This is a genomic window from Bacillus sp. FSL W8-0629 (assembly GCF_038593225.1).
Taxonomy (GTDB): domain Bacteria; phylum Bacillota; class Bacilli; order Bacillales; family Bacillaceae; genus Bacillus; species Bacillus altitudinis.
In genome coordinates this window covers 1,625,109-1,650,258 of the sequence record NZ_CP151975.1, presented here as the reverse complement: position 1 = coordinate 1,650,258, position 25,150 = coordinate 1,625,109, and the positions used below count along the sequence as shown (strand labels likewise).

Annotated in this window: 25 protein-coding genes; 3 read left to right on the top strand and 22 right to left on the bottom strand. The window is 40.4% G+C overall.

Annotated elements, in window-relative coordinates:
* Positions 1-6 precede the first annotated feature (6 nt).
* Complete coding sequence (locus NSQ17_RS08410; protein ID WP_342468013.1) at positions 7-1,089, top strand: serine hydrolase domain-containing protein; 1,083 nt, start codon at positions 7-9, stop codon at positions 1,087-1,089.
* Here the strand turns inward: NSQ17_RS08410 and NSQ17_RS08405 are convergent.
* The 4 genes from NSQ17_RS08405 to NSQ17_RS08390 are packed head-to-tail and all read right to left on the bottom strand — an operon-like array spanning position 1,086 to position 5,077.
* On the bottom strand, positions 1,086-2,255 hold the full coding sequence (locus NSQ17_RS08405; RefSeq protein WP_342468012.1) for a hypothetical protein: 1,170 nt from the start codon (positions 2,253-2,255) through the stop codon (positions 1,086-1,088). The two genes, NSQ17_RS08410 and NSQ17_RS08405, sit on opposite strands and share 4 nt — an antisense overlap.
* A gap of 23 nt (positions 2,256-2,278) precedes the next feature.
* Positions 2,279-3,424: a nucleotidyltransferase family protein gene (locus NSQ17_RS08400; RefSeq protein WP_342468011.1), complete on the bottom strand. Its 1,146-nt coding sequence runs from the start codon at positions 3,422-3,424 to the stop codon at positions 2,279-2,281.
* Between the two features lie 5 nt (positions 3,425-3,429).
* The gene (locus tag NSQ17_RS08395; RefSeq protein ID WP_041507287.1) at positions 3,430-4,008 is read right to left on the bottom strand and encodes a CYTH domain-containing protein; all 579 of its coding nucleotides are present in this window, start codon (positions 4,006-4,008) and stop codon (positions 3,430-3,432) included.
* A gap of 19 nt (positions 4,009-4,027) precedes the next feature.
* Positions 4,028-5,077, bottom strand: coding sequence for a hypothetical protein (locus NSQ17_RS08390; protein ID WP_342468010.1), 1,050 nt, complete (start codon positions 5,075-5,077; stop codon positions 4,028-4,030).
* A 65-nt stretch (positions 5,078-5,142) separates the two neighbouring features.
* Between NSQ17_RS08390 and NSQ17_RS08385 the strand changes: the two genes are divergently transcribed.
* Complete coding sequence (locus NSQ17_RS08385; protein WP_041507289.1) at positions 5,143-5,403, top strand: phosphopantetheine-binding protein; 261 nt, start codon at positions 5,143-5,145, stop codon at positions 5,401-5,403.
* Here NSQ17_RS08385 and NSQ17_RS08380 read toward each other — a convergent pair.
* The 3 genes from NSQ17_RS08380 to NSQ17_RS08370 form a co-directional block, all read right to left on the bottom strand.
* On the bottom strand, positions 5,390-7,105 hold the full coding sequence (locus NSQ17_RS08380) for an ABC transporter ATP-binding protein (protein ID WP_342468009.1): 1,716 nt from the start codon (positions 7,103-7,105) through the stop codon (positions 5,390-5,392). The two genes, NSQ17_RS08385 and NSQ17_RS08380, sit on opposite strands and share 14 nt — an antisense overlap.
* A complete protein-coding gene (locus NSQ17_RS08375; RefSeq protein WP_268362991.1) occupies positions 7,102-8,871 on the bottom strand; it encodes an ABC transporter ATP-binding protein in 1,770 nt (589 codons plus the stop codon). Before NSQ17_RS08375 ends, NSQ17_RS08380 begins: the two co-directional genes overlap by 4 nt.
* 173 nt (positions 8,872-9,044) lie before the next feature.
* On the bottom strand, positions 9,045-9,965 hold the full coding sequence (locus NSQ17_RS08370) for an aminoglycoside phosphotransferase family protein (RefSeq protein ID WP_249116254.1): 921 nt from the start codon (positions 9,963-9,965) through the stop codon (positions 9,045-9,047).
* A 170-nt stretch (positions 9,966-10,135) separates the two neighbouring features.
* Here NSQ17_RS08370 and NSQ17_RS08365 point away from each other — a divergent pair, with 170 nt between their 5' ends.
* Positions 10,136-10,399 carry an acyl carrier protein gene (locus NSQ17_RS08365; RefSeq protein WP_342468008.1) on the top strand — a complete coding sequence of 88 codons (264 nt, stop codon included), beginning with the start codon at positions 10,136-10,138 and terminating at the stop codon, positions 10,397-10,399.
* 52 nt (positions 10,400-10,451) lie between these two features.
* On the opposite strand, the gene NSQ17_RS08360 is transcribed toward NSQ17_RS08365, so the two are convergent.
* From NSQ17_RS08360 to NSQ17_RS08290, 15 genes are all read right to left on the bottom strand, one after another.
* On the bottom strand, positions 10,452-11,684 hold the full coding sequence (locus tag NSQ17_RS08360) for a pitrilysin family protein (RefSeq protein ID WP_041090488.1): 1,233 nt from the start codon (positions 11,682-11,684) through the stop codon (positions 10,452-10,454).
* A 33-nt stretch (positions 11,685-11,717) separates the two neighbouring features.
* The gene (locus NSQ17_RS08355) at positions 11,718-12,611 is read right to left on the bottom strand and encodes a polysaccharide deacetylase family protein (RefSeq protein ID WP_342468091.1); all 894 of its coding nucleotides are present in this window, start codon (positions 12,609-12,611) and stop codon (positions 11,718-11,720) included.
* A 185-nt stretch (positions 12,612-12,796) separates the two neighbouring features.
* A complete protein-coding gene (pnp, locus tag NSQ17_RS08350) occupies positions 12,797-14,914 on the bottom strand; it encodes a polyribonucleotide nucleotidyltransferase (protein ID WP_007499522.1) in 2,118 nt (705 codons plus the stop codon).
* Between the two features lie 183 nt (positions 14,915-15,097).
* Complete coding sequence (rpsO, locus tag NSQ17_RS08345) at positions 15,098-15,367, bottom strand: 30S ribosomal protein S15 (protein ID WP_008354438.1); 270 nt, start codon at positions 15,365-15,367, stop codon at positions 15,098-15,100.
* 155 nt (positions 15,368-15,522) lie between these two features.
* Complete coding sequence (ribF, locus tag NSQ17_RS08340) at positions 15,523-16,473, bottom strand: bifunctional riboflavin kinase/FAD synthetase (RefSeq protein WP_017359069.1); 951 nt, start codon at positions 16,471-16,473, stop codon at positions 15,523-15,525.
* Positions 16,474-16,491: 18 nt separating this feature from the next.
* Entirely contained in the window at positions 16,492-17,421 is a 930-nt protein-coding gene (gene truB / locus NSQ17_RS08335; protein ID WP_342468007.1) for a tRNA pseudouridine(55) synthase TruB, read from the bottom strand.
* A gap of 68 nt (positions 17,422-17,489) precedes the next feature.
* Complete coding sequence (gene rbfA, locus NSQ17_RS08330) at positions 17,490-17,840, bottom strand: 30S ribosome-binding factor RbfA (RefSeq protein ID WP_007499525.1); 351 nt, start codon at positions 17,838-17,840, stop codon at positions 17,490-17,492.
* A 17-nt stretch (positions 17,841-17,857) separates the two neighbouring features.
* Complete coding sequence (locus NSQ17_RS08325; RefSeq protein ID WP_017359071.1) at positions 17,858-18,136, bottom strand: DUF503 domain-containing protein; 279 nt, start codon at positions 18,134-18,136, stop codon at positions 17,858-17,860.
* A complete protein-coding gene (infB, locus tag NSQ17_RS08320) occupies positions 18,133-20,253 on the bottom strand; it encodes a translation initiation factor IF-2 (RefSeq protein ID WP_007499526.1) in 2,121 nt (706 codons plus the stop codon). The genes NSQ17_RS08325 and infB overlap by 4 nt, the downstream gene beginning before the upstream one ends.
* A gap of 19 nt (positions 20,254-20,272) precedes the next feature.
* Positions 20,273-20,575 carry a YlxQ family RNA-binding protein gene (locus NSQ17_RS08315; RefSeq protein WP_007499528.1) on the bottom strand — a complete coding sequence of 101 codons (303 nt, stop codon included), beginning with the start codon at positions 20,573-20,575 and terminating at the stop codon, positions 20,273-20,275.
* Positions 20,568-20,852 (bottom strand): YlxR family protein, encoded by a 285-nt coding sequence (locus tag NSQ17_RS08310; RefSeq protein ID WP_008344742.1) that lies wholly within the window; start codon positions 20,850-20,852, stop codon positions 20,568-20,570. Before NSQ17_RS08310 ends, NSQ17_RS08315 begins: the two co-directional genes overlap by 8 nt.
* A gap of 15 nt (positions 20,853-20,867) precedes the next feature.
* Positions 20,868-21,983, bottom strand: coding sequence for a transcription termination factor NusA (gene nusA / locus NSQ17_RS08305; RefSeq protein WP_007499530.1), 1,116 nt, complete (start codon positions 21,981-21,983; stop codon positions 20,868-20,870).
* 32 nt (positions 21,984-22,015) lie between these two features.
* Entirely contained in the window at positions 22,016-22,489 is a 474-nt protein-coding gene (gene rimP / locus NSQ17_RS08300; RefSeq protein WP_008344744.1) for a ribosome maturation factor RimP, read from the bottom strand.
* A gap of 241 nt (positions 22,490-22,730) precedes the next feature.
* Positions 22,731-23,861: a cellulase family glycosylhydrolase gene (locus tag NSQ17_RS08295; RefSeq protein ID WP_138278524.1), complete on the bottom strand. Its 1,131-nt coding sequence runs from the start codon at positions 23,859-23,861 to the stop codon at positions 22,731-22,733.
* Positions 23,862-23,881: 20 nt separating this feature from the next.
* Complete coding sequence (locus NSQ17_RS08290) at positions 23,882-25,108, bottom strand: endo-1,4-beta-xylanase (protein WP_041507294.1); 1,227 nt, start codon at positions 25,106-25,108, stop codon at positions 23,882-23,884.
* Positions 25,109-25,150 lie beyond the last annotated feature (42 nt).

Genomic DNA, 25,150 nt, shown 5'->3' with positions numbered 1-25,150 from the left:
TCTATTTTGATCAATGAATCGATCCTACAACGCTTGCAAGATACAACCACTGATATTAAGAAGTTATTGAATCAACATCAAATTCCTGGCTGCTCTATTTGTATTTCTCATGAAGATAAGCACATTTGGTCGTGGCATGAGGGCCTAGCTGATATTGAAAGCGGCACCCCTGTTACAAAAGACACAACCTTTCGAATTGGTTCTGTGACTAAGCCTTTTACTGCAATGGTCATGATGAAAATACGAGAGGAAGGATTGATTCAACTCGATGAGCCTATTCATACTTACGAACCTTTACTTTCTTTCATAAAAAGTCACATATCTGAACCAATTCCACTCACTTTCCGAATGATTGCCTCTCATATCTCAGGCCTGCCCAAAACACTCGATAAAGCAACTCATCTGCGAGATATGACATTAGCTCAGTGCATGGAAATACTGACTATTTTTACACCGCCTTGGTCTATCATCAATTATTCCAGTCTTGGCTATTCAATCTTAAGTAAAGTACTAGAAAAAGTGAGTCAACAGCCATTTAGAGAATTAGTACATACCCACATACTAGAACCGCTCGATTTGCAGCAAACTGGATTTATTGAAACTGCATCGACAGCCAAAGGGTATACCCTTTCTTCCTCTGGTCTTTCCGGCATATCTTATCCAAGTGCTGAAACACCATCTTGGGAGGACGGTTCAAGCGGACTATTCTCTACAGCAGACGATTTGATTCGATTCATTCAAGCTCAATACGACGGAAACCGTCTGCTTCATCAGCATTCGCTAAAAGAAATGCAAAGCCCCGTTATGGTTGAAGAAGATTTCACTAGAGGTGTTGGTCTTTCATGGTTTTTGAGACCTTTTAACGGATTCACCTTAGCTGAACATAGCGGAGAAATTAAAGGCTTCACCTCCTATATTGGCTTCATTCCAAAGCGTAAATTAGGTGTTTGCATTCTCTTAAACTCTGACGAAAGGCTCGCTCGGCCGATTGCCGACATGCTCTTTCAAATCATTCTGCCAGCAGATCACGAACAGATGAAAAAGCGTGAAGACCGGCTCAAACGAATGTTTAGACAATCGTCTCTTTAAATGGAACTCACTTTTTTGTTTAATAAATCTGGAATCGCGTCCTGGAGATACCTCGGATCACCCTCTAAATAAAAACATGGCATATTGAATAAATGATGGATCAGCTCAGATGCCTTTTGTTCCAGAAAGGTATCTGACACATGCCGAAGGCCGAGCCAGCCTTTTAAATAGTCAGGATCTTCTGGTTCTCTTATATTGGCGACCATGATATCTTTTGCTCTCTGATCATCTTTTTTTACTGGTACAAGCCTGATCTCACCTGATCCTATTTTGAGTGAAGGGAAAATCACCATATTTACTTTCGTAGAGCTCCGAATCGTTGTTCCTGTCATGTCAGCAGCTTCTTTTGGTGTAATTTCAAACTTACAGCCGCTCGCCCATTTTTCTTTTGCCTCTTCCTCTGTTGATATGGTTTCATCCCATATTCTTTTATCTTGAGACCGGCTGAATTTTTTGTTTTTCAGTTCCTGTATATTTGTTGTGGCTTGGACGGTTCCTACTCCAAGCGCCAAGCACATCGGCCATCCATACACAGTAAGTTCCTGATCTTCAAGCACTGAAATGGAACGATCGTTTGTGATGAAATCTGCTCCTCCATGATGCAAAAACTGCCACATAGTGGTTGACTTCCCGGCACCTTTATCGCCAATAATGAGCGCTCCTTTTTGGCCATCTTCAAAAGAGACAGCCGCTGCATGCGTAAAGCATCCACCTTGGTTTTCTAATGTTCTAAGGGCAATTTCTCGAACGATTCGCAGTGGACAGCGTATCGCAGATTCATTATTGTTTTTTCCAATCACAGCGTAACGCCCTTTAAAGACCGCCACACTGTGCGGCTCGTCACCTTCATGCGAGGCAAACAATACTTGATCGTCTAATTTCAATCGTTTGTAAGTAAACTTCCTTTTTGCTGTAATCGTTTCACCCTTTTGAAAGCACGCATTGCGAACGGACTGTTCAAGCTCAGGATCAATGATGAACCGTATATCAATTTGTGAAGGCATATCCCCCACATGGCTGTCTGATTCTTTCGGGATATAATGTTTGATATCTTCAATTGCCAGCGATTCGGTTGATAAAATGTGAAAATGAATACCTGCAAACACAAATGATTTTTCATAAGGAAAATCGTTCTTTGGCTTTTCAAAAAGCGCTTTTATCTCCATATAGAATCCTCCTCTTCATTTTGCTACTGCCTTTCAGGGAACAGCTGTACGACAGGCTCCTCTTCAAGCTCATCACGATTATCCAAGCTGAAAAAACGCTCAACAAAAGATTTTTTCCACATTTTCGAAGAACCAAAATCATTTTCTCCATAGGCTTCTAAGAACGATTGGTCACTCATGTCTAACTGCTGCAATTGATCGATATAGTTCGTTTGATACAATAAATCTACAAACGTAAACGTGTAAAAAAGTGCTTTCTCGGCCCCTAATTCCTTCGCTCTTGCTTGCAAAGCATGCCAATCAAGTTGGTTTTGCTCTTCAGCAAACTTGACGTACTCCCTTACATCGCAAAACTTAATCAAATTGAGATCTGCATGTAAATAGACATACTGCACATTTGTTGCTTCCTTGTATAAATGGAAAGCAAGATGAATGAGAAAATCTAAAGGTTCAAGCATATAAGTATCCGTTTGCAAAAATGACTTTTCATTAGCAGCATCTAGCAAGGCATTTGTCGCGTCGTAGTTTTTTTTCAGCTCAACATCGTATGAAAAATCAACACGGTGAACCTTTAAAAAGTCTTCTCCGCTCCGTTTAATATGCGAATAAAGATTCCCAGCATTCATTCTCCACATCATTTCTTCTTCTCGGGAAATCGGTATTTCTTGATCGGTTGCCCAGTCATATTTACCGATGATAAACCCTTCCTCCTTGAGCAATGAAGAAGCTCTTTTTCGATCATCTGGATGAATTAAGAAATCAATGTCTGACATCATTCGGAGTCCATAATCTTTGTAAACAAGAGGCGTTAAAATGGCTCCTTTGAGAGGGACTGCTTTCAGCTTTGCTTTTCGAAATGTTTGTAAAAGACGCTTTAATTCCTTGAATCTCTCCATATTTTTTTGGCGATTCCCGATATAATGATAATGAAGTAAAAATTTGTAGGTTGTCGTGATTTTTTTTTCATCATCAAGGCGAATCAAATGAGGCGTCATCAGTTGAAGTACCTTATGTCTTGATGCAAGTCCAATCAATTTAGGTACATCGATGCCGTCTTTTAATACATCTCTCATCAACTCTTCTTCTTTTTCATTTAATTGAATACGTGAGCCAAGTAATAGTAGCCTCTCTTCATTTGAGAGAGTGGATTGATCCAAAACAGCCCGCATGTGGATTACTCCTTCCCGTATAGTGATTTAAATCTAGTGATAAATCGAGAGCGTTTCCCTTTTCGATTGACTGGTATGTCCAAATCATCCGTTAGTCTATGAAACCATTGAGCTGCCTCATATGCTTTTTCACTGTCATATTCAATTTCTAATTCATGATCTGTGATGCCAAGATAGCTGCTTTGATCCAAATCCACTTTGATGCCTGTCTCGATATAAAAGGTAGTTCGTTCAGTAACCAATAGTCCTAACAACTCTGGCTGTTCAGTCATTGTAAAAGGTAAAGACGTTACGATGTTCTGTACATCTAGTTTTTGCGGTAGATCCTCAATAGGAAATGACTTTTCTTCTCTTACTCTTTTATAACCAGACGTTTGACTGGGACATTTGATCTCAAGTGTTCGTTTGCCGCTGGTTTGACGGATCCGTACGGTATAGCCATATCGTTTTAATAAAAAATCTGAGGTGTCGTAATAGTAATTGAAGTTCATTAAATAAGTGGGTTGATGATTTTGACTTAACATGTTGTAGATGTGTTGAAAATCTGTTTGTGACAACAAATATTTATACTCCTGCTCAACCATGACTCACCTCCAAAACGTCTTACACGACCATATCGGATTGTTCAAGAAGCTCTTGAATGAGAAAGGTTCCTTTCTCTAAAGAAGTAAATGCCTGTTTTAATGAATAACAAGGGATCTTTTCCGCTAGATGTTCAAGAAATGGTTCTAGCGCTTCGGGTGTCGGTAAAGTGAAATATGGTAAGAGGAACTCATTATGTCTTCCAGGATTGATGACTGCGTGCTCCTTTAGACGTTCCGCTGCTTCATGTGGACTGATTTTCGAAAGTGCGGCACCCGTTTGCCCATGAGGTAAAAACTCAGGAAACACCATGACATCGATTTTCCCCATTGTTTTGACTTCACGTGAAAACCATTTTTCTAATTCCTCCGGATAGACAAAATGATAGTTCTTATCATCTTCATTAAATGGGTGACTCGATGTTTGAAGCCTATATGGTGAACCAAGCTTTTCAATGGCTTCAAAAGAATCTTTCCGAATACTCATAGATCTCGGCCAACCAGTTCCTTTGTACTCGTTGTTCGTATATGAAATCCCTATATCATCGTTTGTGATGTACGTTGCATCGGTTAATGATAACAAGGATAAAATGGTGGATGTTTTGCCCGCTCTTGATCCGCCTACTAGTGCAATCCCTTTTTGATTCATCTCCATCATGCCGCCATGCAAATAGACAAGTCCATCCTGATAACACAAAAGGCGAAGCAATACTCTTATTAAACGCAGTGCGTGTTGTGCTGTCCATCTGACATCTTTTGGTTCATCTATTACAACGACTTTCTTCTCTCCGTGATACAGGTAGCGGCAGCGAGGTTCCATCTTGGTTTGATAAAAGACTTCTTCAAGTGGCACTTCTGTTTGAATGTCTTGTGCATATTTGCTGGTTAAAATCGTCCAAACGTCTCCTTCAAGTCTGTCTGTTATTTTGCTGCACTCAACATAGGGATGTACTTTACTGATGACTAAATTCTGAACTGATTCATCTGCCCCTAATACCACACGAACATTATTTTTTTGATAGCTTACATATGACAATGAATGCCACCCCTTATGATAGATTGATAAAAACAATTGCAATTTTCTCCTTAATCCACCAAAATATAACATATATTAATCTTTTAGAAAGGAGCCACGACATGAATGAACTGACACGAACAGAAGTTGAAGAAAAAATTGTCCAACTTGTGATGAATAAGTTGTCGCTCACTGAGCAGCCAGGCCTTGATGATAGTTTAAAAGCTTTAGGATTAAATTCTGTCCAAATTGTCTCTTTTGTTATTTCATTAGAGGACACCTTTCACATTGCGTTTGAAGACGAAGAATTACACCCTGACCACTTCCGCACCTTAGATCGACTCTTTACTTTGGTCAAAACCAAACTGACTAAGACGCTGTGATGACCTGCGCCATAAATAAAGAGCGGTAATGCGAGGAGGCTTCCATCAGCTCCTCATGAGTACCGCAGCTTTGAACGGCACCGTCTTCAAGTACATAGATCATATCTGCATTTTGTATGGTCGATAATCTGTGTGCAATCACAAGCAATGTGCTTCCTCCTTTTGCATCGTCTATCCCTTTTTGAACCTGCCTTTCTGTCTGCCGGTCAAGGGCCGATGTCGCCTCATCTAATATCAGAAAATCAGCCTGTTTTAAAAGCGCTCTAGCGATAGCTAAACGCTGGCGCTGTCCCCCTGACAAGGAGATTCCCCTCTCTCCAATGACTGTATCAAATCCTTTTTCAAGTCCTTTAATGAAGGGAAGAATTTGTGCAATCTCACAAACCTGTTCAAGTTGTTCTTCAGTAATATCAGTTAACCCCATGATGAGATTGAGGCGTATGGTGTCTGGGAAGAAATAGGGTTCTTGCGGGACAACGGCTACCCGTTTTAAGAAATGAGATGGCTCTATCTCTGATCGTTCAACGCCATTTACTAAAATGTTTCCGCTATCCGGTTGATAAAGTCCCAGTGCCAGCTTTGAGATAGTCGATTTCCCGCTGCCGCTCGCTCCAACAATGGCCACTTTTTTTCCTTTTTGAATATGAAGATTCAAGTCGTTTAAAGCCCCTTTAGATGTTTGTTCATAAGAAAAACAAACATCTTCAAACACCACATCTTCCACAGAATGTATTCGCTTCGTTCCTTTTTCTTCGTTTTCTATTTGCAGTACTTCTGCAATTCGATGAACAGATGCACGCTGCTGGAAAAATTCAAATACATACTGGAATAACTCCTGATAACTTTTCATTAATTGAGAAGCATATTGGTAAATGACGACAAACAAGCCGATTGACATGTTTCCTGCTGCTACTTGATATGTGCCAAACACAAGCACAGATAGTATTCCAAACCATTTCAATGGTTCTGTTAAAAATAGAAGCTTATTTTGAAACTTACCTTCTTTTATGACACGATCCATCATGTTGTTAAATAGCTTTTCATACAAACCGATTTCCCATTTACGTCGATCAAATGCAACCACTTCTCTTGTAGAAGAAATTCCTTCTTCGACATGCACGAATAGATCTGACTTTCTCTCTTGCACTTCTTTTGCGATGTTTGTTGCCGTTTCCGCCATTTTTTTACCGACAATGAAATAACACGTACTTGCAAAAAGAAGCAAGAAAAATAATACAGGACTCACAGATAGTAAAATGATCGATAAAACAACGGCCATAAAAATAGTTTGTACAATCTTTGGTATATGTAAAGCAGCTGTGACAGCGACTGTCTTTACATCTTGGTTAAGCTTGTGTAGATAATAACTGACTGGATGAATTTTATATGATCTCATCGATACTTGCTGAAGCTGATCTAATATCTTTCTCTGTAATGAATGGTGGATGGTAAGGTAGTTTTTGTGCATCACATATGGGCTGGCGACAAACATGACAACATAGACAAGAAAAATGATGGCAAACAGCATCAAGATATGGGGGAAATGTTGATTTCCGCTATTCAAAAGAACATCGTCAATGAGCCACTTTTGCAGCCCAATCATGGCTAAATTAGCTGCTGCTTCAATCAAAACGAGTAAAAGAGCGAGGATGAGCATCCATTTTTGCTTTGTGATCAAAAGAAACAGCCAATTTTTCCTCATGTTACACCTGCCTCCTTTTCTGAGCGGTCAGACGCCAATTGATAAAAATGTCCCTTTTTTCTCATCAATTCATTAAAATGTCCAGTTTCTAACATACGACCGTCCTCTATCAAAATAATTCTGTCAAAATGTCTTACAGTAGATAAACGATGAGCGACTGCAATGACAGTAGATTCCTTAAATGTTTGATGTAATGCCTGCTGGACTTTTTGCTCGCTGACACTATCAAGAGATGCTGTTGCTTCATCGAGTAACACAACACTTGGATTCTTAGCAAATAGCCGGGCAATGGCGATCTTTTGCTTTTGACCACCAGATAGTTTTAATCCTCTTTCCCCAAGTATGGTGTCGTATCCGTTTTCTAGTTCTCTTATAAATGAGTCGCAATCAGCTTTTTTAGCGGCTTCAATGATCTGTTGATCTGAAAGACTTGTATCTCCAAAACGAATATTGTCCTTTACACTCATATTAAATAAAAACGTTTCTTGAAAAACAAACCCCATCGCACCTCTTATTTGACTAGTAGGTAAACAGCGCAAATCAACTCCATCAAGTGTAATCATCCCAGATGAGGGGTCATAAAAGCGTCCAATTAATTTAAGAAGCGATGTTTTCCCTCCACCGCTCGTACCGACAAGCGCCACTTTTTCACCACGCCGAATATGTAGATTCATCCCTTTTAATAAAGGAGGATGATTGGGATAATGAAAATCAACGTCATGAAACACGATATCGCCTTCGACTTGATCAAGCAGCATAGGCTGACGAGGCTCTCTAATATCGGGTGTTTTTTTCATAAAATGATATAAAGGTTCAATTTGAAAGGTTAAGATTCGTTGTTCTGTTAGAAGTGTGACAATAGAAGTAAGCATATGCATTGCTGAAAAATAATATAGTATATATGCCACAAAACCGCCTGTCGTCAGCTGGCCATTATTTACAAGGTAGATGCCGAGAGCAAATGTAGCTAGAGCACCAATATAATAAGTGAGCCTGCGGTTGCTTCCTCGTAAGTAAGCGAAAAAAACATTTTTTTCATGATCTTGGCGGACCTGTTCATGCAGCTTTTGAATCCGCTCCATGTCCCAATTCATATAACCTAAAATTCTAAGCTCTTCCATTGAAGCAAGACTTTCGTATAATTTTGTTTGCAACGCGCGAAAACCTTCTGCACTTTGTCTTCCGTAGATCGTTGCCTTTTTTTCAAGCCAAGGTCCAAAGATATAGTAGAGAATAAAACTTGGAATGATGATGAGAGTGAGTAAGATAGAAATTTGTATCATAAAGTATAGTGAGATGGCGATAAATAGTGTCTGATTGATAAATTGTGGGAAGTATCGTCTGTAAATTTCTTGTACAGCTCGTGTTTGTGTGTTAACAAAGGAGAGTGTTTCACTAACAGAATGTTGTTCGTAGTATGAGAAACCGAGTTGACGGATTTGCTGGAAGGCAGCAAATTGTGAATCTCTTGAGGCTTGTTCGATTAATTTTCTTTGCCATAAATTTCGTGCAGCTGTCAGGATAATACCAAGTGCTATCAAGCCAGTCAGGCCTAACAATAATCCATTCATTTTAGAAAAGTCTTTTGCTGGCAAAATCGTTTCAATAAAATATTGAATAAATTTAGGTATAATGAGTTCGCTCAAGGTAATAACGAATCCACTCATAATGACTAGAATCACTTTACCTGTATAAGGCTTTAAAAATGAGAGTGTCCATAAATATACACGCCATAGCTGCTTTGAATCTTTGTCGATTTGTTTCAATCCATCACCAGCCTTTTGCTCTTTTTCAACAAAAAACGGAATTTTTTTACAACTTTTTCGATCCTTGTTAGGATTATATAAAATGTTTCTACTCATGACAATGTGTAATTTGTATCATTATAACAGAAAAGGCAGTGACTTCCATCACCGCCTAATCGTCCTATATTTCACTGTTATCTAGTGATACGCGTATACCAATGAGGTTCTATTTGACGAAAATAATCGTGATCTTTTAATACATTTTCTAGTCTTTCAATCATCTCATCCATTTGACCTGGATCAAATTTAATGACCCACATAATCGATGAAAAGATGCTCATTGCGACATATACAGAGTAAAGCTGCCAAAAATCAGCTGGTATTTCACCATCAAAATACCCATTTATTTGACCAGCCGCAAAGGCTTCACTTGTTTCTCTACTGAAAAGAGCTACTTTATAAAAATCATGAATGGGGTCTCCCCAATCAAAATTATTAAAATCAATAACGCCTGCATATTTATCATTCTTTATAATAATATTCCCTAAATGAAAGTCATCGTGCTGAAATTGGTTAGGCCTTCCCTTCACCTTATCTATGTGCTGTGCGATAAACTGCGCAACTTTTTCATCCCCTTCTATGGAGATACCGCTCTCCCGATAAGCAGTTAAATATCGATGATGCTTTTTCACAACACGCTCTTCCCAAGGTTCGATATGTGATGGCGCTGGATATGTATGCATGTTTCGTAAATCCCGTCCTGCACTTACCCCGATCGCATACTGCTGTTCTTCTGTTAACTGACTCATGATTTCTTTTGCTTCTTGACCTTCTACAAACGATAAAATATAGTACACTTGCTGTGTTTCATCTAGAACACCCATTTTCACTGGATCAGCACACTGAACACCGTGACGTCTTAATTGGGAAAGGAGCTCAAATTGCGTCTTTATTTTGTCATATTGATCTTGATCTGTGAATCGAAGGACATACTTTTCACCTGATGACATCGTCACGACCCATTTTTCATCTCGAGAATAGCCTTTATCAATCTGGTCTATGGAGATCGCTTTTTTTAATAAGGGAATGTGCTGTACAAGGTCTGTTTTATTCATGGATTGATCCATCCTTCCCAGTCTCTTTTCTTCTCACTCTACCAAATTTTTCATTTGAAGAGAATGATCAACAATTCCTATTTATATCGAAACTGCTTTACAATGTTTTTCCATTCTAATATAGTTAATTTATGTAAAGAATAGAAAATTTGTAAAGAGGAGCGTTGCAGATGAATGAAACGACGGATGCCCTTTCACTATCAAGTCAAGTAAAGGATTTGGTCCTGCGTTCTTTGGACGATGATAGCAAGGTTTCTATTGGTGCAGATGAAGAGTTAACAAATCACGGTCTCGATTCAATTAAAGCAGTTTCACTCATTTTGGAATTAGAAGAGGTTTTTGATATTCAATTTGCAGATGAGGAACTATTGACCGAGCACTTTTCGACAATCAATAAAATTGTTCATCAGCTGCAAAACAAGTTAGCTGATTAATCTTTAGACATGAAAAAAAGGCATCTCTTTTAAAAGACATGCCTTTTTTTGTTTAAGCAGAAGGTACATCACCCGTTGGACTAATAAGCGAGAGGGCATAATCTTCTGTAAAGATTCTTTTCGATAAATTGTTCACGCCGTCTAATGAGACGCGATTGATTTCATCAATAATTTCATCAAGCGTACGATGTTTACCAAGGAGTAATTCATTTTTACCATTTCGGCTCATCTTGCTGTTTGTACTTTCAAGACTAAGCATGAGGTTGCCTTTCATTTGCTCCTTAGAGTTTTCAAGTTCTTTCTGCGTAATTCCCTCACGTTTTAAGACGTCTAATGTTTGTAAGATGGTTTCAGATAGCAGATTCAGCTGTTTCGCTCCAGTTCCACCATAGATCGTCAGCATTCCGTTATCTGCAAATGAACTATGATAGCTGAATACAGAATACGCAAGTCCTTTATCTTCTCTTACGTCTTGGAACAATCGGCTGCTCATGCTACCGCCTAGAACATTATTTAAGACGATTAAGTCATAGATGCCCTGATCTCCAGCAGGAAGTCCGTTAAAGCCCATGCAAAGATGCGCCTGTTCTGTTTCCTTTTTGCGTGTCAGTTTGTCATAGTGGAATTGCGGTGCTTCGACAGGCTGCTTTTTCCCCTTTCCTTCATACGAGCCAAATAATGTTTCGACCTCACGAATGAAGGTGTCATCGACGTTCCCTGCTACAGAGATGACGACGCGATCCGGCGTATAGAATTCGTCCATATATTTTCTAAGGGAATCACCGTTAAAAGTAGAGAGTGTTTCCTCTGTCCCTAAAATCGGATAACCTAATGAATGATCACCGTAAATGGCTTTGCTTAACAAATCATGAACGATGTCATCAGGAGTATCTTCATACATTTTAATTTCTTCATAGACCACATTTTTTTCTTTCTTCAGCTCTTCTTCGTCAAAAGCAGAGTTGAAAAACATGTCACTCAACACATCGAGGGCATACCCAGCATGTGAATCAAGTACCTTTGCATAATAGCAAGTATATTCTTTTGACGTAAAGGCATTCACTTGACCACCAATGCGGTCAAAGGATTCTGCGATATCACGTGCAGATCTCGTCTTTGTTCCTTTAAAGAACATATGCTCTAAAAAGTGTGAGATCCCATTTACTTCTGGTGTCTCATGTCTAGAACCTGTTCCAATCCAGACGCCAATTGCGACAGACCTTACAGTGGGATTGTTTTCAAGTACAATTCTTACTCCGTTTTGGCATGTATACGTTTTGACCAAGTTTTGCTCCTCCTATTCAACAAACAGATCGCATCACGGGTGTCTTTTTTCACTTAGGAGGTCAGAAACCGTTCCTAATTCATATCCTCTTTCTTTGATTTGAGTGATAAGTGCGTCAAGACTTCTCGCTGTTGCGTCTGTTGGATGCATTAATATCATCGCCCCATTGTGAATTTTCCCAAGCACTCGTTTTTGTAATATAGCTGGTGATGGTTTTTGCCAGTCGATCGTGTCTACTGTCCACATAATGGTTTCCATTCCTTCTTGTTTCGCAAGCTTTACTGTTTCTTCTTTAAAGCTGCCACTTGGAGGCGCAAACCATATCGGTTTTTTCCCAAGGGATTCTTCAATTTGGCGATTTGTTTTAATCATCTGCTCTAATGCTCGTTCTCTTGTCAGTGTGCGCATATCCGGGTGATTGTATGAATGATTTCCAATTTCATGACCATCTGCCACGATTTTTTTAGCAAGGTCTGGACTGTTTTTCACCCATTTGCCTTCTAAGAAAAAGGTTGCCTTCACTTGATGCTTTTCTAGTGTATTCAACATTTTTGTTAAATGCTCGTCGCCCCAAGCTACATTGATCAGGAATGCATTCATCTTTTTGTCTGGATGTCCCTTATAGATAGGTTCAGCACCAAGTTCATGTAAATGGACAGATGGTTTTGTTTCTTTAAAAACAAGCAGCTTTTCATCGAAAGAGCCCTGTTTTTTCATTTTTTCGTAAGAAGCATCGATATCGACTGTCTGTCCATTTAAACCAGGCATCTTTTTCCACACTTTATCAATCTTAGCATTTTGCGGCTTCTCTTCATAGTCAGAAGACTTCGATTCGATCTCTTGATACAGAATATCTTTTGAAACAGATGCTACCTCGGCGTGCTCTTTCATTGAATTCATATATGTAACAGCAGCCGGCTGCTTCATCGTTTGATATGACACGAGCAGTAAAAATACAAACACAAAGAATGGTATCGTTTTTTTCAATGGTTGTCCCTCCCCTTTACCACAAATTATGATAGGGAGAAACAAGCTAGAACTATTGTTACGCGCAAGAAAAGAAAGAAGCCTGGCACGGATACCTGGCTTCTAACACATTTTATTTGTTCTCATTAAGACTGCTTTTCTTCTTTTTCCTTTTCTTCACGTAAAACAGCTTTACGAGAAAGGTTTACACGGCCTTGTTTATCGATCTCAGTGACTTTGACGAGTAGTTCGTCACCAATCTTCACGACATCTTCTACTTTGCCAACACGTTCAAGTGCAAGCTCAGAAATATGAACAAGTCCATCTTTGCCGCTGAAGATTTCAAGGAAGGCACCGAATTTTTCAATTCGTTTTACTTTACCTAAGTAAAGTTGGCCAACTTCAACTTCTCTGACAAGATCTTCAATGATTTTCTTCGCTTTTTGGTTCATGTCTTCTTCAGTAGAAGAGATAAAGATTGTACCGTCTTGTTCAATATCAATTTTCACACCGGTATCTTCAATGATTTTATTGATTTGTTTACCGCTTGGTCCAATGACATCGCGAATTTTATCTGGATTGATTGTCATCGTTAAGATTTTTGGTGCATAACGTGACAATTCTCCTCTAGAAGCTGGAATCGTTGACAGCATGCTATCTAAAATTTCCATTCTTCCTTTTTTCGCTTGTTGAAGTGCTTCTTCTAAAATGTCTTTTGATAGACCATCGATTTTAATGTCCATTTGAAGCGCTGTTACACCTTTAGATGTACCTGCTACTTTAAAGTCCATATCTCCAAGTGCATCTTCCATTCCTTGAATGTCTGTCAGCACTGTGTAGTATTCACCAGATTTAACAAGTCCCATTGCAATCCCTGCAACTGGTGCTTTAATTGGAACACCTGCATCCATCATCGCAAGTGTGCTCGCACAAATACTTGCTTGTGAAGTAGAACCGTTTGATTCTAACACCTCAGACACAAGACGAACCGTATAAGGGAAATCTTTTTCAGATGGAATGACTGGCTCTAATGCACGTTCGCCTAGCGCACCATGTCCAATCTCACGACGGCCTGGACCACGCATTGGGCCGGTCTCACCAACACTGAATTGCGGGAAGTTATAATGGTGCATGAATCGCTTAGACTCTTCAACACCAAGACCATCAAGAATCTGTACATCACCAAGTGCACCTAATGTACAAATACTGAGTGCCTGTGTTTGGCCTCTTGTAAACAATCCTGAACCGTGCGTTCTTGGTAGAAGTCCTACTTCTGAAGAAAGTGGACGGATTTGATCGACGCCGCGTCCATCTGGACGTACTTTCTCTTCAGTAATAAGGCGGCGAACTTCGTTTTTCACAAGCTTATTTAAGACATCCTTCGCTTGTTTAATCGTTGCTTCGTCACGCTCTTCTTCTTCAAATTTTTGAACGACAGCTTTTTTCACAGCACTGATGGCATCTTCACGAGCATGCTTCTCATGTACTTGAATCGCTTTCAGTAGATCCGCTTCAGCAAGTTGTTTTACTTCCTCTGCTAATGCTTGATCGACTTCATATAAAGGAATATCGATTTTTTCTTTACCGACAGCTTTCACAATTTCTTCTTGGAATTCGATTAAGCGTTTGATCTCTTGATGGCCGTACATGATGGCTTCAAGCATCGTTTCTTCTGGTACTTCATCAGCACCAGCTTCTACCATGTTAATTGCATCTTTTGTTCCAGCTACAACAAGGTTGATATCGCTTTGTTCAAGCTGCTCAACATTTGGGTTGATGATGAGCTTTCCATCTACTCGTCCTACTGTCACGCCAGCGATTGGTCCCTCAAATGGAATGTCAGACACACATAAAGCTAAAGATGAGCCAAACATTGCAGCCATTTCAGATGAACAATCTTGATCCACACTCATGACAATACTAATGACTTGTACTTCATTTCTAAATCCGTCTGCAAATAGTGGACGGATCGGTCTGTCAATTAAGCGGCTCGCAAGGATTGCTTTTTCACTTGGGCGGCCTTCTCTTTTAATGAAACCACCAGGAATTTTACCAACTGCATATAATCTTTCTTCGTAGTTTACAGTGAGCGGGAAAAAATCAAGTGGTTTTGGTTCTTTAGAAGCTGTTGCTGAGCTAAGCACAGCCGTATCTCCGTAGCGTACGAGAACCGCTCCGTTTGCTTGCTTTGCAAGCTGGCCAGTTTCAACTGTCAGTTGACGTCCAGCCCAGTCTATGGTGAAGACTTGTTTCTCTTGTCCCATTCTGAGATAAACTCCTCTCTTGTCGTAAAGTTTTTAGGTTATTTCTTATTATGAACAAAATGATTTTCACATATCAATGTGAAAGCTGTATGTAGAAGGGTTTTTGCCATTCTTTCAACATTTTAACCATAAAATATTAGTGATTATACGATAAAAAAGCGGGAATCCTCCCGCTTTTTACGATTATCGACGTAAGCCTAGTTTGTTAATTAACTCACGGTAACGAGTTACGTCTTTATTACGTAGATACGTAAGAAGATTACGACGTCTACCTACCATTTTCAAAAGACCGCGACGTGAGTGGTGATCTTTCTTATGAGTACGTAAATGCTCGTTCAAGTTGTTAATTGATTCTGTTAGGACAGCGATCTGAACTTCTGGAGATCCAGTATCAGATTCGTGTGTTTTGAACTCATTAATTAATTGAGTTTTACGCTCTTGAGTAATAGCCATCCTGTTTCACCTCCAAATCATGTTAGCCCCATCTACCTCGCAACCGTCGGTGAAGTCGGCCTGCCAAGTAAGTGGTTTTAAAGCTACAGGAATTATCATACTAAAAATATGCCGATTTTGCAAATGATAGAGCGGTTTTTCTGCGATTTTTTTGTTTAATGAAGATGATCTTGAAAAAACTGAATCGCTTCTTCTTTATCTTGACTAATTTGAGCCGTTAATTCTTGGATACCGTTAAATTTTTGTTCACTGCGAATCCGTTTGTACCACTGTAATTTAATCGGTTCACCATAAATTTCTTCGTTAAAATCAAAAAGGTTCACTTCAATCGCAGGCTGATCAGGACGTTTTTCATAAAATGTTGGTTTGTAGCCAACGTTACAAACACCGTCATACACCTTGCCTTTCACTTCCGCTCTCACTGCATATACGCCTGTTGGCGGGATGATGTATTCAGCAGATAAACCAACATTGGCGGTTGGAAAGCCAATCGTGCGTCCTCGTTTATCTCCATGAATGACAATGCCGCGCAGCTGATACGGTTTCCCTAAAAGCTCACTCACATATTCAACGTCTCCATTTTTCAATGCGGAACGTATAAGGGTCGAGCTGACTTTCCGGTCTTGGTTGGAAAGCTTAGGTACAATGGTCGCAGCAATCCGCCCTTTCCCGTATTCGTCAAACGTTTCCATTGTGCCTGCGCCAAACCGGCCGAAGGTAAAATCGAAACCAGCGACTGCATGCTTCACATTCAGTTCGTCCAAATATTGATCGACAAACTCTTGAGGAGACAGCGCTGCAAAGCTTTCGCTGAATTGCACAATGTATAAGTAGTCAGCACCTAATTGTTCGATAAAATCAATCTTATCCTCAAGCGGTGTGATTAAGTCTTTTGGTTCACGTGCTTTTTGCAGAACATGTGATGGATGCGGATGAAAAGTCATGACAGCTAGAGCTAAACCCTCTTTTTCCGCAATGTTTTTCGCTGCATCAATCACTTTTTGGTGTCCGAGGTGAACACCGTCAAAATACCCTAAAGCCATCACAGACGGGACTTGATCCTTTTGATTCAATGTATGTGGGTGTGAAATATGTATAGTCTTCACGAGATGGTCACCTTTTCTTTAAGATTGCTTGTCCTGTGATAAAATCTTCGCCGGCTTCATCAGGTTCTGTTTGGTCGGGTGCTTCATATAAATCGCCATACAACGGCCTGAAGGAGCAAAGACAGCGACACGATCTTCCTCTGCAAAATGAGCAAATTCATCAGGCATAGGTAGGACTGCACCGTTTTCCACTTTACTTGCTAATGTATCATTTATCTCCCATTTCGGCAAATGATTGAGCGCACGCTCGATCGGCACAAGATGTTCCTCAACCATTCCTTCTTCGCTGATCTCCCGCAACTCATCAAGAGTGATACATTCATCTAACGTAAAGTCACCAGATCCTATGCGAATGAGGTGAGACATGTGGGCTGGAAACCCAAGTTTTTTTCCAATATCGACGGCTAACGTTCTCACATATGTGCCTTTTGAACACAGGACGGTGAATCTAAAGGATACCTTTCCATTTTCAAATGTGACAGGTGTTGTCCGCTCGATACGATGAATGGTAATTTCACGGCTTGGACGTTCAATTTCAATGCCTTGCCTTGCATATTCATAGAGCTTTTTTCCGCCAATTTTGACAGCAGAAAACATGGGGGGGATCTGTTCAATGGTTCCTTCAAATTGTGTCAACACAGCATCAATGTCATCTTCTGACATCGGTACCGGCACCTTTTTTTCTTCTACTACTTCACCTGTTTGGTCTTCTGTCGTTGTAGAAAATCCAATGGTGATTTCCGCATCATACGTTTTCGATTTATCTGTTAAGTACTCCACAATTTTTGTCGCTCGTCCAATACAAATAGGCAGAACACCTGAAACCTCTGGATCGAGTGTCCCTGTATGTCCCACTTTTTTTGTGTGTAAAATCTTTCTCACTTTAAACACACAGTCGTGAGAGGTCATGCCTCTTTCTTTATGTAATAAAAGAACACCGTTTTGCACCTGCGTTCTCTCCTTTCATAAACGATGAAAAAGGACAGACGATCATCGCCTATCCTTATTTCAACGTCTTATTCGTGATCTTTTGTGTTTAGTTCAGCAATCAGGCTTTCAATTCGGTTACCGTAATCTACAGACTCATCGAATTCAAAGTGAAGCTCTGGTGTTTTGCGAAGTCTGATTCGATTGCCAATTTCAGAGCGGATATACCCTTTCGCCTTTGCAAGGCCTTTTAAGGTTTCCTCTCTTTTCTTCTCGTCGCCAAGAACAGAAATGTAGACTTTGGCAATTTGCAAATCACCGGATACTTCAACATCCGTTACAGTCAAAAAGCCGATTCTTGGATCTTTTAGCTTTCTGCCAAGGATGTCGCCTAATTCTTTTTTCATTTGCTCACCCACACGGGTTGCTCTCATACTCATGATCTTATCACCTCTAGTTAAAACCACTCAGTTTTCGTGATCGTTCGTTCAATTTCCGGAAAAGAATCAATAAAGCTTAACACACGCTGAAGTTCCTTTTCCACTTGAACCCGGGAGGAGGAAATGACGGCGATTCCGATCGAAGTACGCTGCCATGTATCCTGATAGTCCATTTCAGCAATGGTCACATTGAATTTATGGCGCGTTCTTGTCATGATACGCTGCAGAACCGCACGTTTTTCCTTCAGTGAGGATGCATCATAGATCATACACTCACACTCGGTATAACCGATCATTTTCTTTCGATTTCTTGCATAACGAATGATTCCATGACATCACCTTCACGGATATCATTGTATTTCTTAATGGTAATACCACATTCATAGCCTTGTGAAACTTCTTTCACATCGTCTTTGAATCGTTTTAATACGTCGACTTCGCCTTCAAAGATGACGACGCCATCACGAATTAAGCGGATACCACTGTCTCTAGTAATGGTACCTTCAGTGACATAGCCACCAGCAATTGTACCGATTTTTGATACTTTGAACGTTTGACGAACTTCAACTTGACCGATGACTTTTTCTTCATATTCAGGGTCAAGCATCCCTTTCATCGCAGCTTCAATTTCATCGATGACTTTGTAGATGATGCGGTGTAAGCGAATATCTACGTTTTCTGTTTCAGCTGTGCTCTTCGCATTGCCATCAGGACGTACGTTAAATCCGATCACAATCGCATTAGAAGCACTTGCTAAAATGATATCAGATTCTGTAATCGCTCCAACACCCGTATGGATGATTTTCACTTTTACGCCTTCTACTTCAATTTTTTGAAGAGCTGCCGTCAGTGCTTCAGCAGAACCTTGTACGTCTGCTTTTACGATTAAGTTGATATCTTTCACATCACCTTGTTTGATTTGCTCAAATAGGTCATCGAGAGATAATTTCGCTTTGTCTGAACGCTGTTCATCAAGTTGTTTAGACGCACGCGCCTCACCGACTTGACGAGCTGTTTTTTCATCTTTGAATACGAGGAACTGATCCCCTGCATGCGGTACATCATTTAAACCAGTGATTTCAACAGGTGTAGATGGTCCTGCTGTTTTCACGCGGCGTCCGATGTCATTGACCATTGCACGTACACGGCCAAATGTATTTCCGACAACGATTGGGTCACCTACTTGAAGTGTACCAGTTTGAACGAGAAGGGTTGCAACAGAACCTCTTCCTTTATCAAGCTCAGCCTCGATCACAGTTCCTTTTGCCGCACGATTTGGGTTGGCTTTTAGTTCTGCTACTTCGCTGACAAGAAGGATCATTTCGATCAATTCATCAATACCTTCACCTGTTTTCGCAGATAGTGGAACGAAAATCGTTTCGCCGCCCCAAGCCTCAGGTACAAGACCATGCTCAGTTAACTCCTGCATCACACGGTCAGGGTTCGCTGTTGGTTTGTCAATTTTATTGACAGCCACAATGATTGGCACCTCTGCCGCTTTTGCGTGGTTGATCGCTTCAATCGTTTGCGGCATGACACCGTCATCTGCTGCAACGACCAAGATCGTCGTATCTGTTACTTCAGCACCACGTGCTCGCATCGTAGTGAAAGCTGCGTGTCCTGGTGTATCAAGGAACGTGATTTTCTTACCGTTTTCTTCAATTTGGTATGCACCAATATGCTGCGTAATTCCACCCGCTTCGCCTTCAACAACTTTCGTTTTACGAATGCTGTCAAGAAGCGTTGTTTTCCCGTGGTCAACGTGTCCCATGATCGTTACTACTGGAGGGCGTACTTGCATATCTTCTTCTTTATCTTCAACTTCATACTTTTCAAGTTCAGTTTCTTCTAAAATGATCACTTCTTCTACTGGAACACCATATTCAGAAGCAATTAATTCAACTGTATCTTTGTCGAGCTCTTGGTTGATCGTAGCCATGACACCAAGCATCATCAGTTTTTTGATGATTTCAGCAGTTTCTTTGCCAAGCTCGTCAGCAAGCTGGCCGACTGTCATTGAATTTGTAAATTCAATTTTTTCAGGAAGCTCTTTTTTCGGCTTCACAGGTCTTGCTTGCTGATGCTGCGCCTTGTTGTTGCCGCCACGTTTATTTTTGTTTTTGTTTTGGTTGTTGTTTTTTTTGTTTTTATTAAATTGATTATTCTGCACGTCATTCTTCTTTCTATCATTGTTTTTGTTAGATGATTGTTTTTTTTGTTCTGCGGGTTTCTCGTTAGCTGTCTCTTTTGCTTTGGCTTTTTTATAGATAGCGTCTAGCTTTTTCACAGTATCGTCTTCAAGCGTCGCCATGTGGTTGTTCACTTCCACGTTCATATCCTTAAGCGCTGCTATAATATCTTTACTTGAAACATCTATGGCTTTTGCGTATTCATATACTCTCACTTTAGCCATTCGTTCACCCCCAAATAAATTAATCGAGCAAGCTTATGAGCTTCTTAGCGAAGCCTTGGTCAGTGACAGCGACAACTACGCGAGCTTCCTTCCCAATAGAACGTCCGAGAACGGAACGGTCTTCAACTTTTCTAACCGGAACATTGTAAAATTTGCATTTGTCAGATACCTTTTTCTCTGTGTTGGATGAGGCATCTGCTGCAAGAAGAACCAGCTTAGCACGCGCATGTCTAATTTCTTTGATCACCAGATCTTCTCCTGACACGACTTTACGAGCTCGATTTGCTAGACCAAGCAAAGGATACCATTCAGATTCAGTCATTAGGTTTTTTCACCTTTTCAGCTAGTTCTAGTAATTCTTCAAAAATGTGTTCGTCAATCTGTGTCTGAAATTGCTGCTGTAAACTACGTTTGTTCTTCGCCGCAAGAATGGTTTCTTTATCGAGAGAAAGGTAAGCGCCGCGCCCGTTCATTTTTCCGGTTGCGTCAACAGACACTTCACCTTCTTTTGAACGAACAACGCGAATCAGTTCTTTCTTTGGTTTCATTTCTCCCGTCACGACGCATTTTCTAAGCGGGATTTTTTTTCGGCTTTTCACCTTTTATATCACCTCTTATTCGTCAGATTCCTCAGCTACTGGTTCAGCCTCTAAGAAAAGAGATTCAGAGTCTTCAGTTCTTGGGAAAATACCGAGTTCTCTTGCATCTGTTTCGCTTTTAATGTCAATCTTCCAGCTCGTTAGTTTCGCTGCAAGACGCGCATTTTGACCTCTTTTGCCAATGGCTAATGACAGCTGATAATCAGGGACAATGACAGTTGTCGCCTTATCTTCTTCATTTACAATGACATCAAGAACTTTTGATGGACTTAACGCATTGGCAACAAATTCAACCGGGTCATTAGACCAATGAACAATGTCAATTTTTTCGCCTTTTAGCTCATTGACAATTGCTTGTACACGCTGACCTTTAGGTCCTACACAAGAACCAACTGGATCAACATCAGGATCATCTGTACGAACAGATATTTTAGAACGGTCCCCTGCTTCTCTAGCGACAGATTTAAGCTCTACAGTACCATCATAAATTTCTGGCACTTCGATTTCAAATAAACGCTTTAAAAGACCTGGGTGTGTTCTTGATACATAAATTTGTGGTCCTTTTGTTGTTTTTTCTACTTTCGTAATGAACACTTTAATGCGGTCATGTGGTTTGTAGTCCTCATTTGGCATTTGTTCGTTGACCGGAAGAAGGGCTTCGATTTTGCCAAGTGACACGTAAATGAATTTACTGTCAATTCGCTGAACGATTCCCGTCATGATGTCTTCCTCACGATCGATAAACTCAGTGTAAATCACACCTCGCTCTGCTTCTCTCACTCGCTGCGTCACGACTTGTTTCGCTGTCTGAGCTGCAATGCGTCCGAAATCTTTTGGTGTGACTTCAATTTCAACCACGTCACCAACCATGTAATTCGGGTTGATATTTGCTGCATCATCTACAGAGATTTCAAGACGAGAATCATACACTTCATCTACAACATCTTTTCTTGCGAATACGCGAATCGTTCCCGTTTCACGGTTTAAATCAACACGCACATTTTGTGCTTGGTTAAAATTACGCTTGTATGCAGAAATGAGTGCAGCTTCTATCGCTTCAATAATTATTTCTTTACTAATGCCCTTCTCTTTCTCAAGAACAGTCAGGGCATCTAACAACTCACTACTCATTTTTATGGTTCCCCCTTATATCAATGAAAAGGTTAATTGAACGAAACTGCTAATCTTGCGTTAGCAATTTTTTCGTATGGAATATTGATCTCTTTCTTTCTTGTCTTGATCTTCACTGTCACTGTTGCAATCTCACCATCAAAGCTTGTAAGCTCACCTTCAAATGCCTTTTCACCATCAATTGGTTCGTATGTTTTCATAAAAACATTTTTTCCAAGTGCTTTTTCAAAATCAGCTTTTTTCTTTAATGGGCGCTCCGCTCCAGGAGAGGACACTTCAAGAAAGTAGTTTTGGCTAATTGGATCTGCCTCATCAAGCTTTTCGCTCAAGGCTTCGCTCACTTTGGCACACTCCTCGATATCGACGCCTTTGTCAGAGTCAATAAATACGCGAAGGAACCAGTTTTGACCCTCTTTGACAAATTCAACATCAACGAGTTCAAGCTGTAAGCCATCTAAAATTGGCTGCACCATGTCGCTTACGATATCCACTACTTTTTTGCTCATTCTCTTCCTCCTTGTGCTTTCGATAAACGCTCTTATCAATCATTCTGCATAAAAACCCTGCTTTATTGTGAGCAGGGGGAGCAGAAAACGGATGAATAATGTCGAGACAAAAATTGCCTGTTCAATACAAAAGAGCGGGTTTCCCCACTCTTGTCTCGGTAATCGTTAGCATTTCCATAAAAACTATACCATATCCAATTTTTTTATGCAAATGAAGTTCCTTATAAACAGGCATTCTTCATCAGTTCTTTCCATTCATTCTTTTGGCGTGTTCACGAATGATTCCTGCCTCCCGGCTCTCCTTTAAAACTCGAAAACCGTCATAATCCGGGTAGAGGGAATCATCGTCTTGAATGCTTGTTAAAATCCAAAATTGGCTACCTGCGCCTCCGAGCTGTTCAATTGTCTTCAGCCAGCTATCATATACATCAGGACGGGCTGCTTGATTTTGATAGCCAAACTCTTCTAATACAACAGGTTTGCCAATTGCGTTTCCTCGGGTGATATGATCTTTTATCCATTTCACTCCCCATGCAGCAGACTGATTCCAGTGATCCGGGTATAAATGATAGGTTCCATAATCAATATGAGGGAGAGTAGTCAAACGATCCCAATCAACACCTTCTCCCCCACTGTAAAACCAATCGTCATGACCTGTCATGCGAAAGAACCCTTCGTCTCCTACTGCAACAAGGTGATTCGAGTCAATTGATTTGATCCATGCACTCATTTCATCTGCCCAGTTTACTAGTATATCTCCCGAAGGGTCTGACTGAGCGCGCGGCTCATTGGCGAGCTCCCATGTCATAATAGCAGGATCATCTTTATATTGAACACCTGAGTACGTATTGGTTCTCTCTAATACATAGCGCACATAGTTTTTGTAAGCTGTTTTAATCCGAGAATCTGTATAAAAGTGATCATGTGATCCTGCCTGAAACCACTTCACATATTGATTCATCCCGCCAAAGTCATCCCAATTGTTCACGAGCGGTATGACCAGCTTGATTCCTTCCTGCCCTGCTTTATAAATCGCATAGTCTAGTTTTTGAAAACCGGATTCTTCATAAACACCTGGACGAGATTGTAAGACTGAGTTTTCTTGAGGGGTACCATCGTGAAATCCCCAAATACGAATAACTTTTAAATCCATTGCCTTCATATCGTCAAAAACAGCATCTACCATCTTTTTTGATTTGTAATGGAAATAATAATTATTTGTGCCAGCAAAGTAAAATGGGTGGTTGTTCAATACAAAATGTGTACCAGATGTTTGCACATAGGAGGAGGCCTTTACAGTCAGAGTGAACCAACCCGCCCATAAAGTGATCAGCAGCATAAAACAAGCCACCCGTTGAACCCATTTTTTCATTCCATTCTCCTCACAATCTCTTATTCTACTGGTACGATGATATCTAGTTGAAGCGGTGTTTGTTTAGTTGAATCAAGTTCAATCGTCTGCTGTTGCAACATTTTACTTTCTTCACCAATTCGAACCTCATACGTCCCGTGAAACGCTGGACATGTCACTTGGCCATTCGCATCTGTTTTTTCCACTCTTTGTGTCGTCCACTCCTGTAGAAGCTTTTCATAACGCCTGCCTGCTTCATTTAACGACCAATCATGATTCACGATGGCTGCGTGCTCACCTCTCCAATGAGCACCCGCCCAAAATCCCCACATCAGCACACCTTTTACGGCTGGATGACTAAAGGCAACCCGATATAAAGCTTCTAAGTTATCCGCTCGTCTATTGGCATCCGGGTGAACAGAGTCATACTCTGTCACCCATATCGGTAGACCAAGCTCAGCAAGCACATCTAGTCTTTGTTTTACAACGACTGGATCCACTCGATCTTCAAAGTGACCTTGAACTCCAATAGCCTCAACTGGTGCCCCCAACTGACGAAGTTCATTGATATGTGCTTTATATGCGTGATGTTCGCCGTATGAGATTACATTATAATCATTGACAAACAACAAGGCTTGAGGATCAATTTTTTTCGTTTCTTCATACATCCATTTCCAAATCTGTTTCCCAAACCGGTCTTTAAAAAATGAACCATGCATCATTTCGTTGTTTACATCCCAATGACGGAATTTCCCTTTGAAATGATTGCCTGCATGCTCAAGCCGCCTTTTCATGGCTTCATATACTTCATGATTCGGTAATGATTTCAGCCAGTTTGGATTGGCATCCTCTACCTCCCAAAATAAGGCGTGCCCCCTCACTGGAATTTGGTGTCTATTGGCAAAATTCAGCATGGCATCTGCTTTTTCGTAGGTTATTTTCCCTCTTTCAGGCTCATTTGCATACCATTTTGCCTCATTTTCAAACACAGCCCAATTAAAATGTTGAACAAAAAAATCAGCATACGTTTGATTGAATAGTACTTGGTCATTCATTGCTGAACCAAATGCAAATTCATGTCTGATTTGTTTTATTTCCACCTCTATTCCGGCAACTGGCTTTTGTTCCTTATTGATGACGTTTATGACAAGCTCTCTTTGTCTATGTTGTAAGATTCGATTATTTGCTTCTTTTCTCCAGCTTTGATTTTCTTGTTCCTGTGATCCGCCATTCGATGAATGATTCATAAATTCTTTCTTATTAACCATGATGACATCACCTTTGCTTTCATTTCATTTATCTTATTAGGA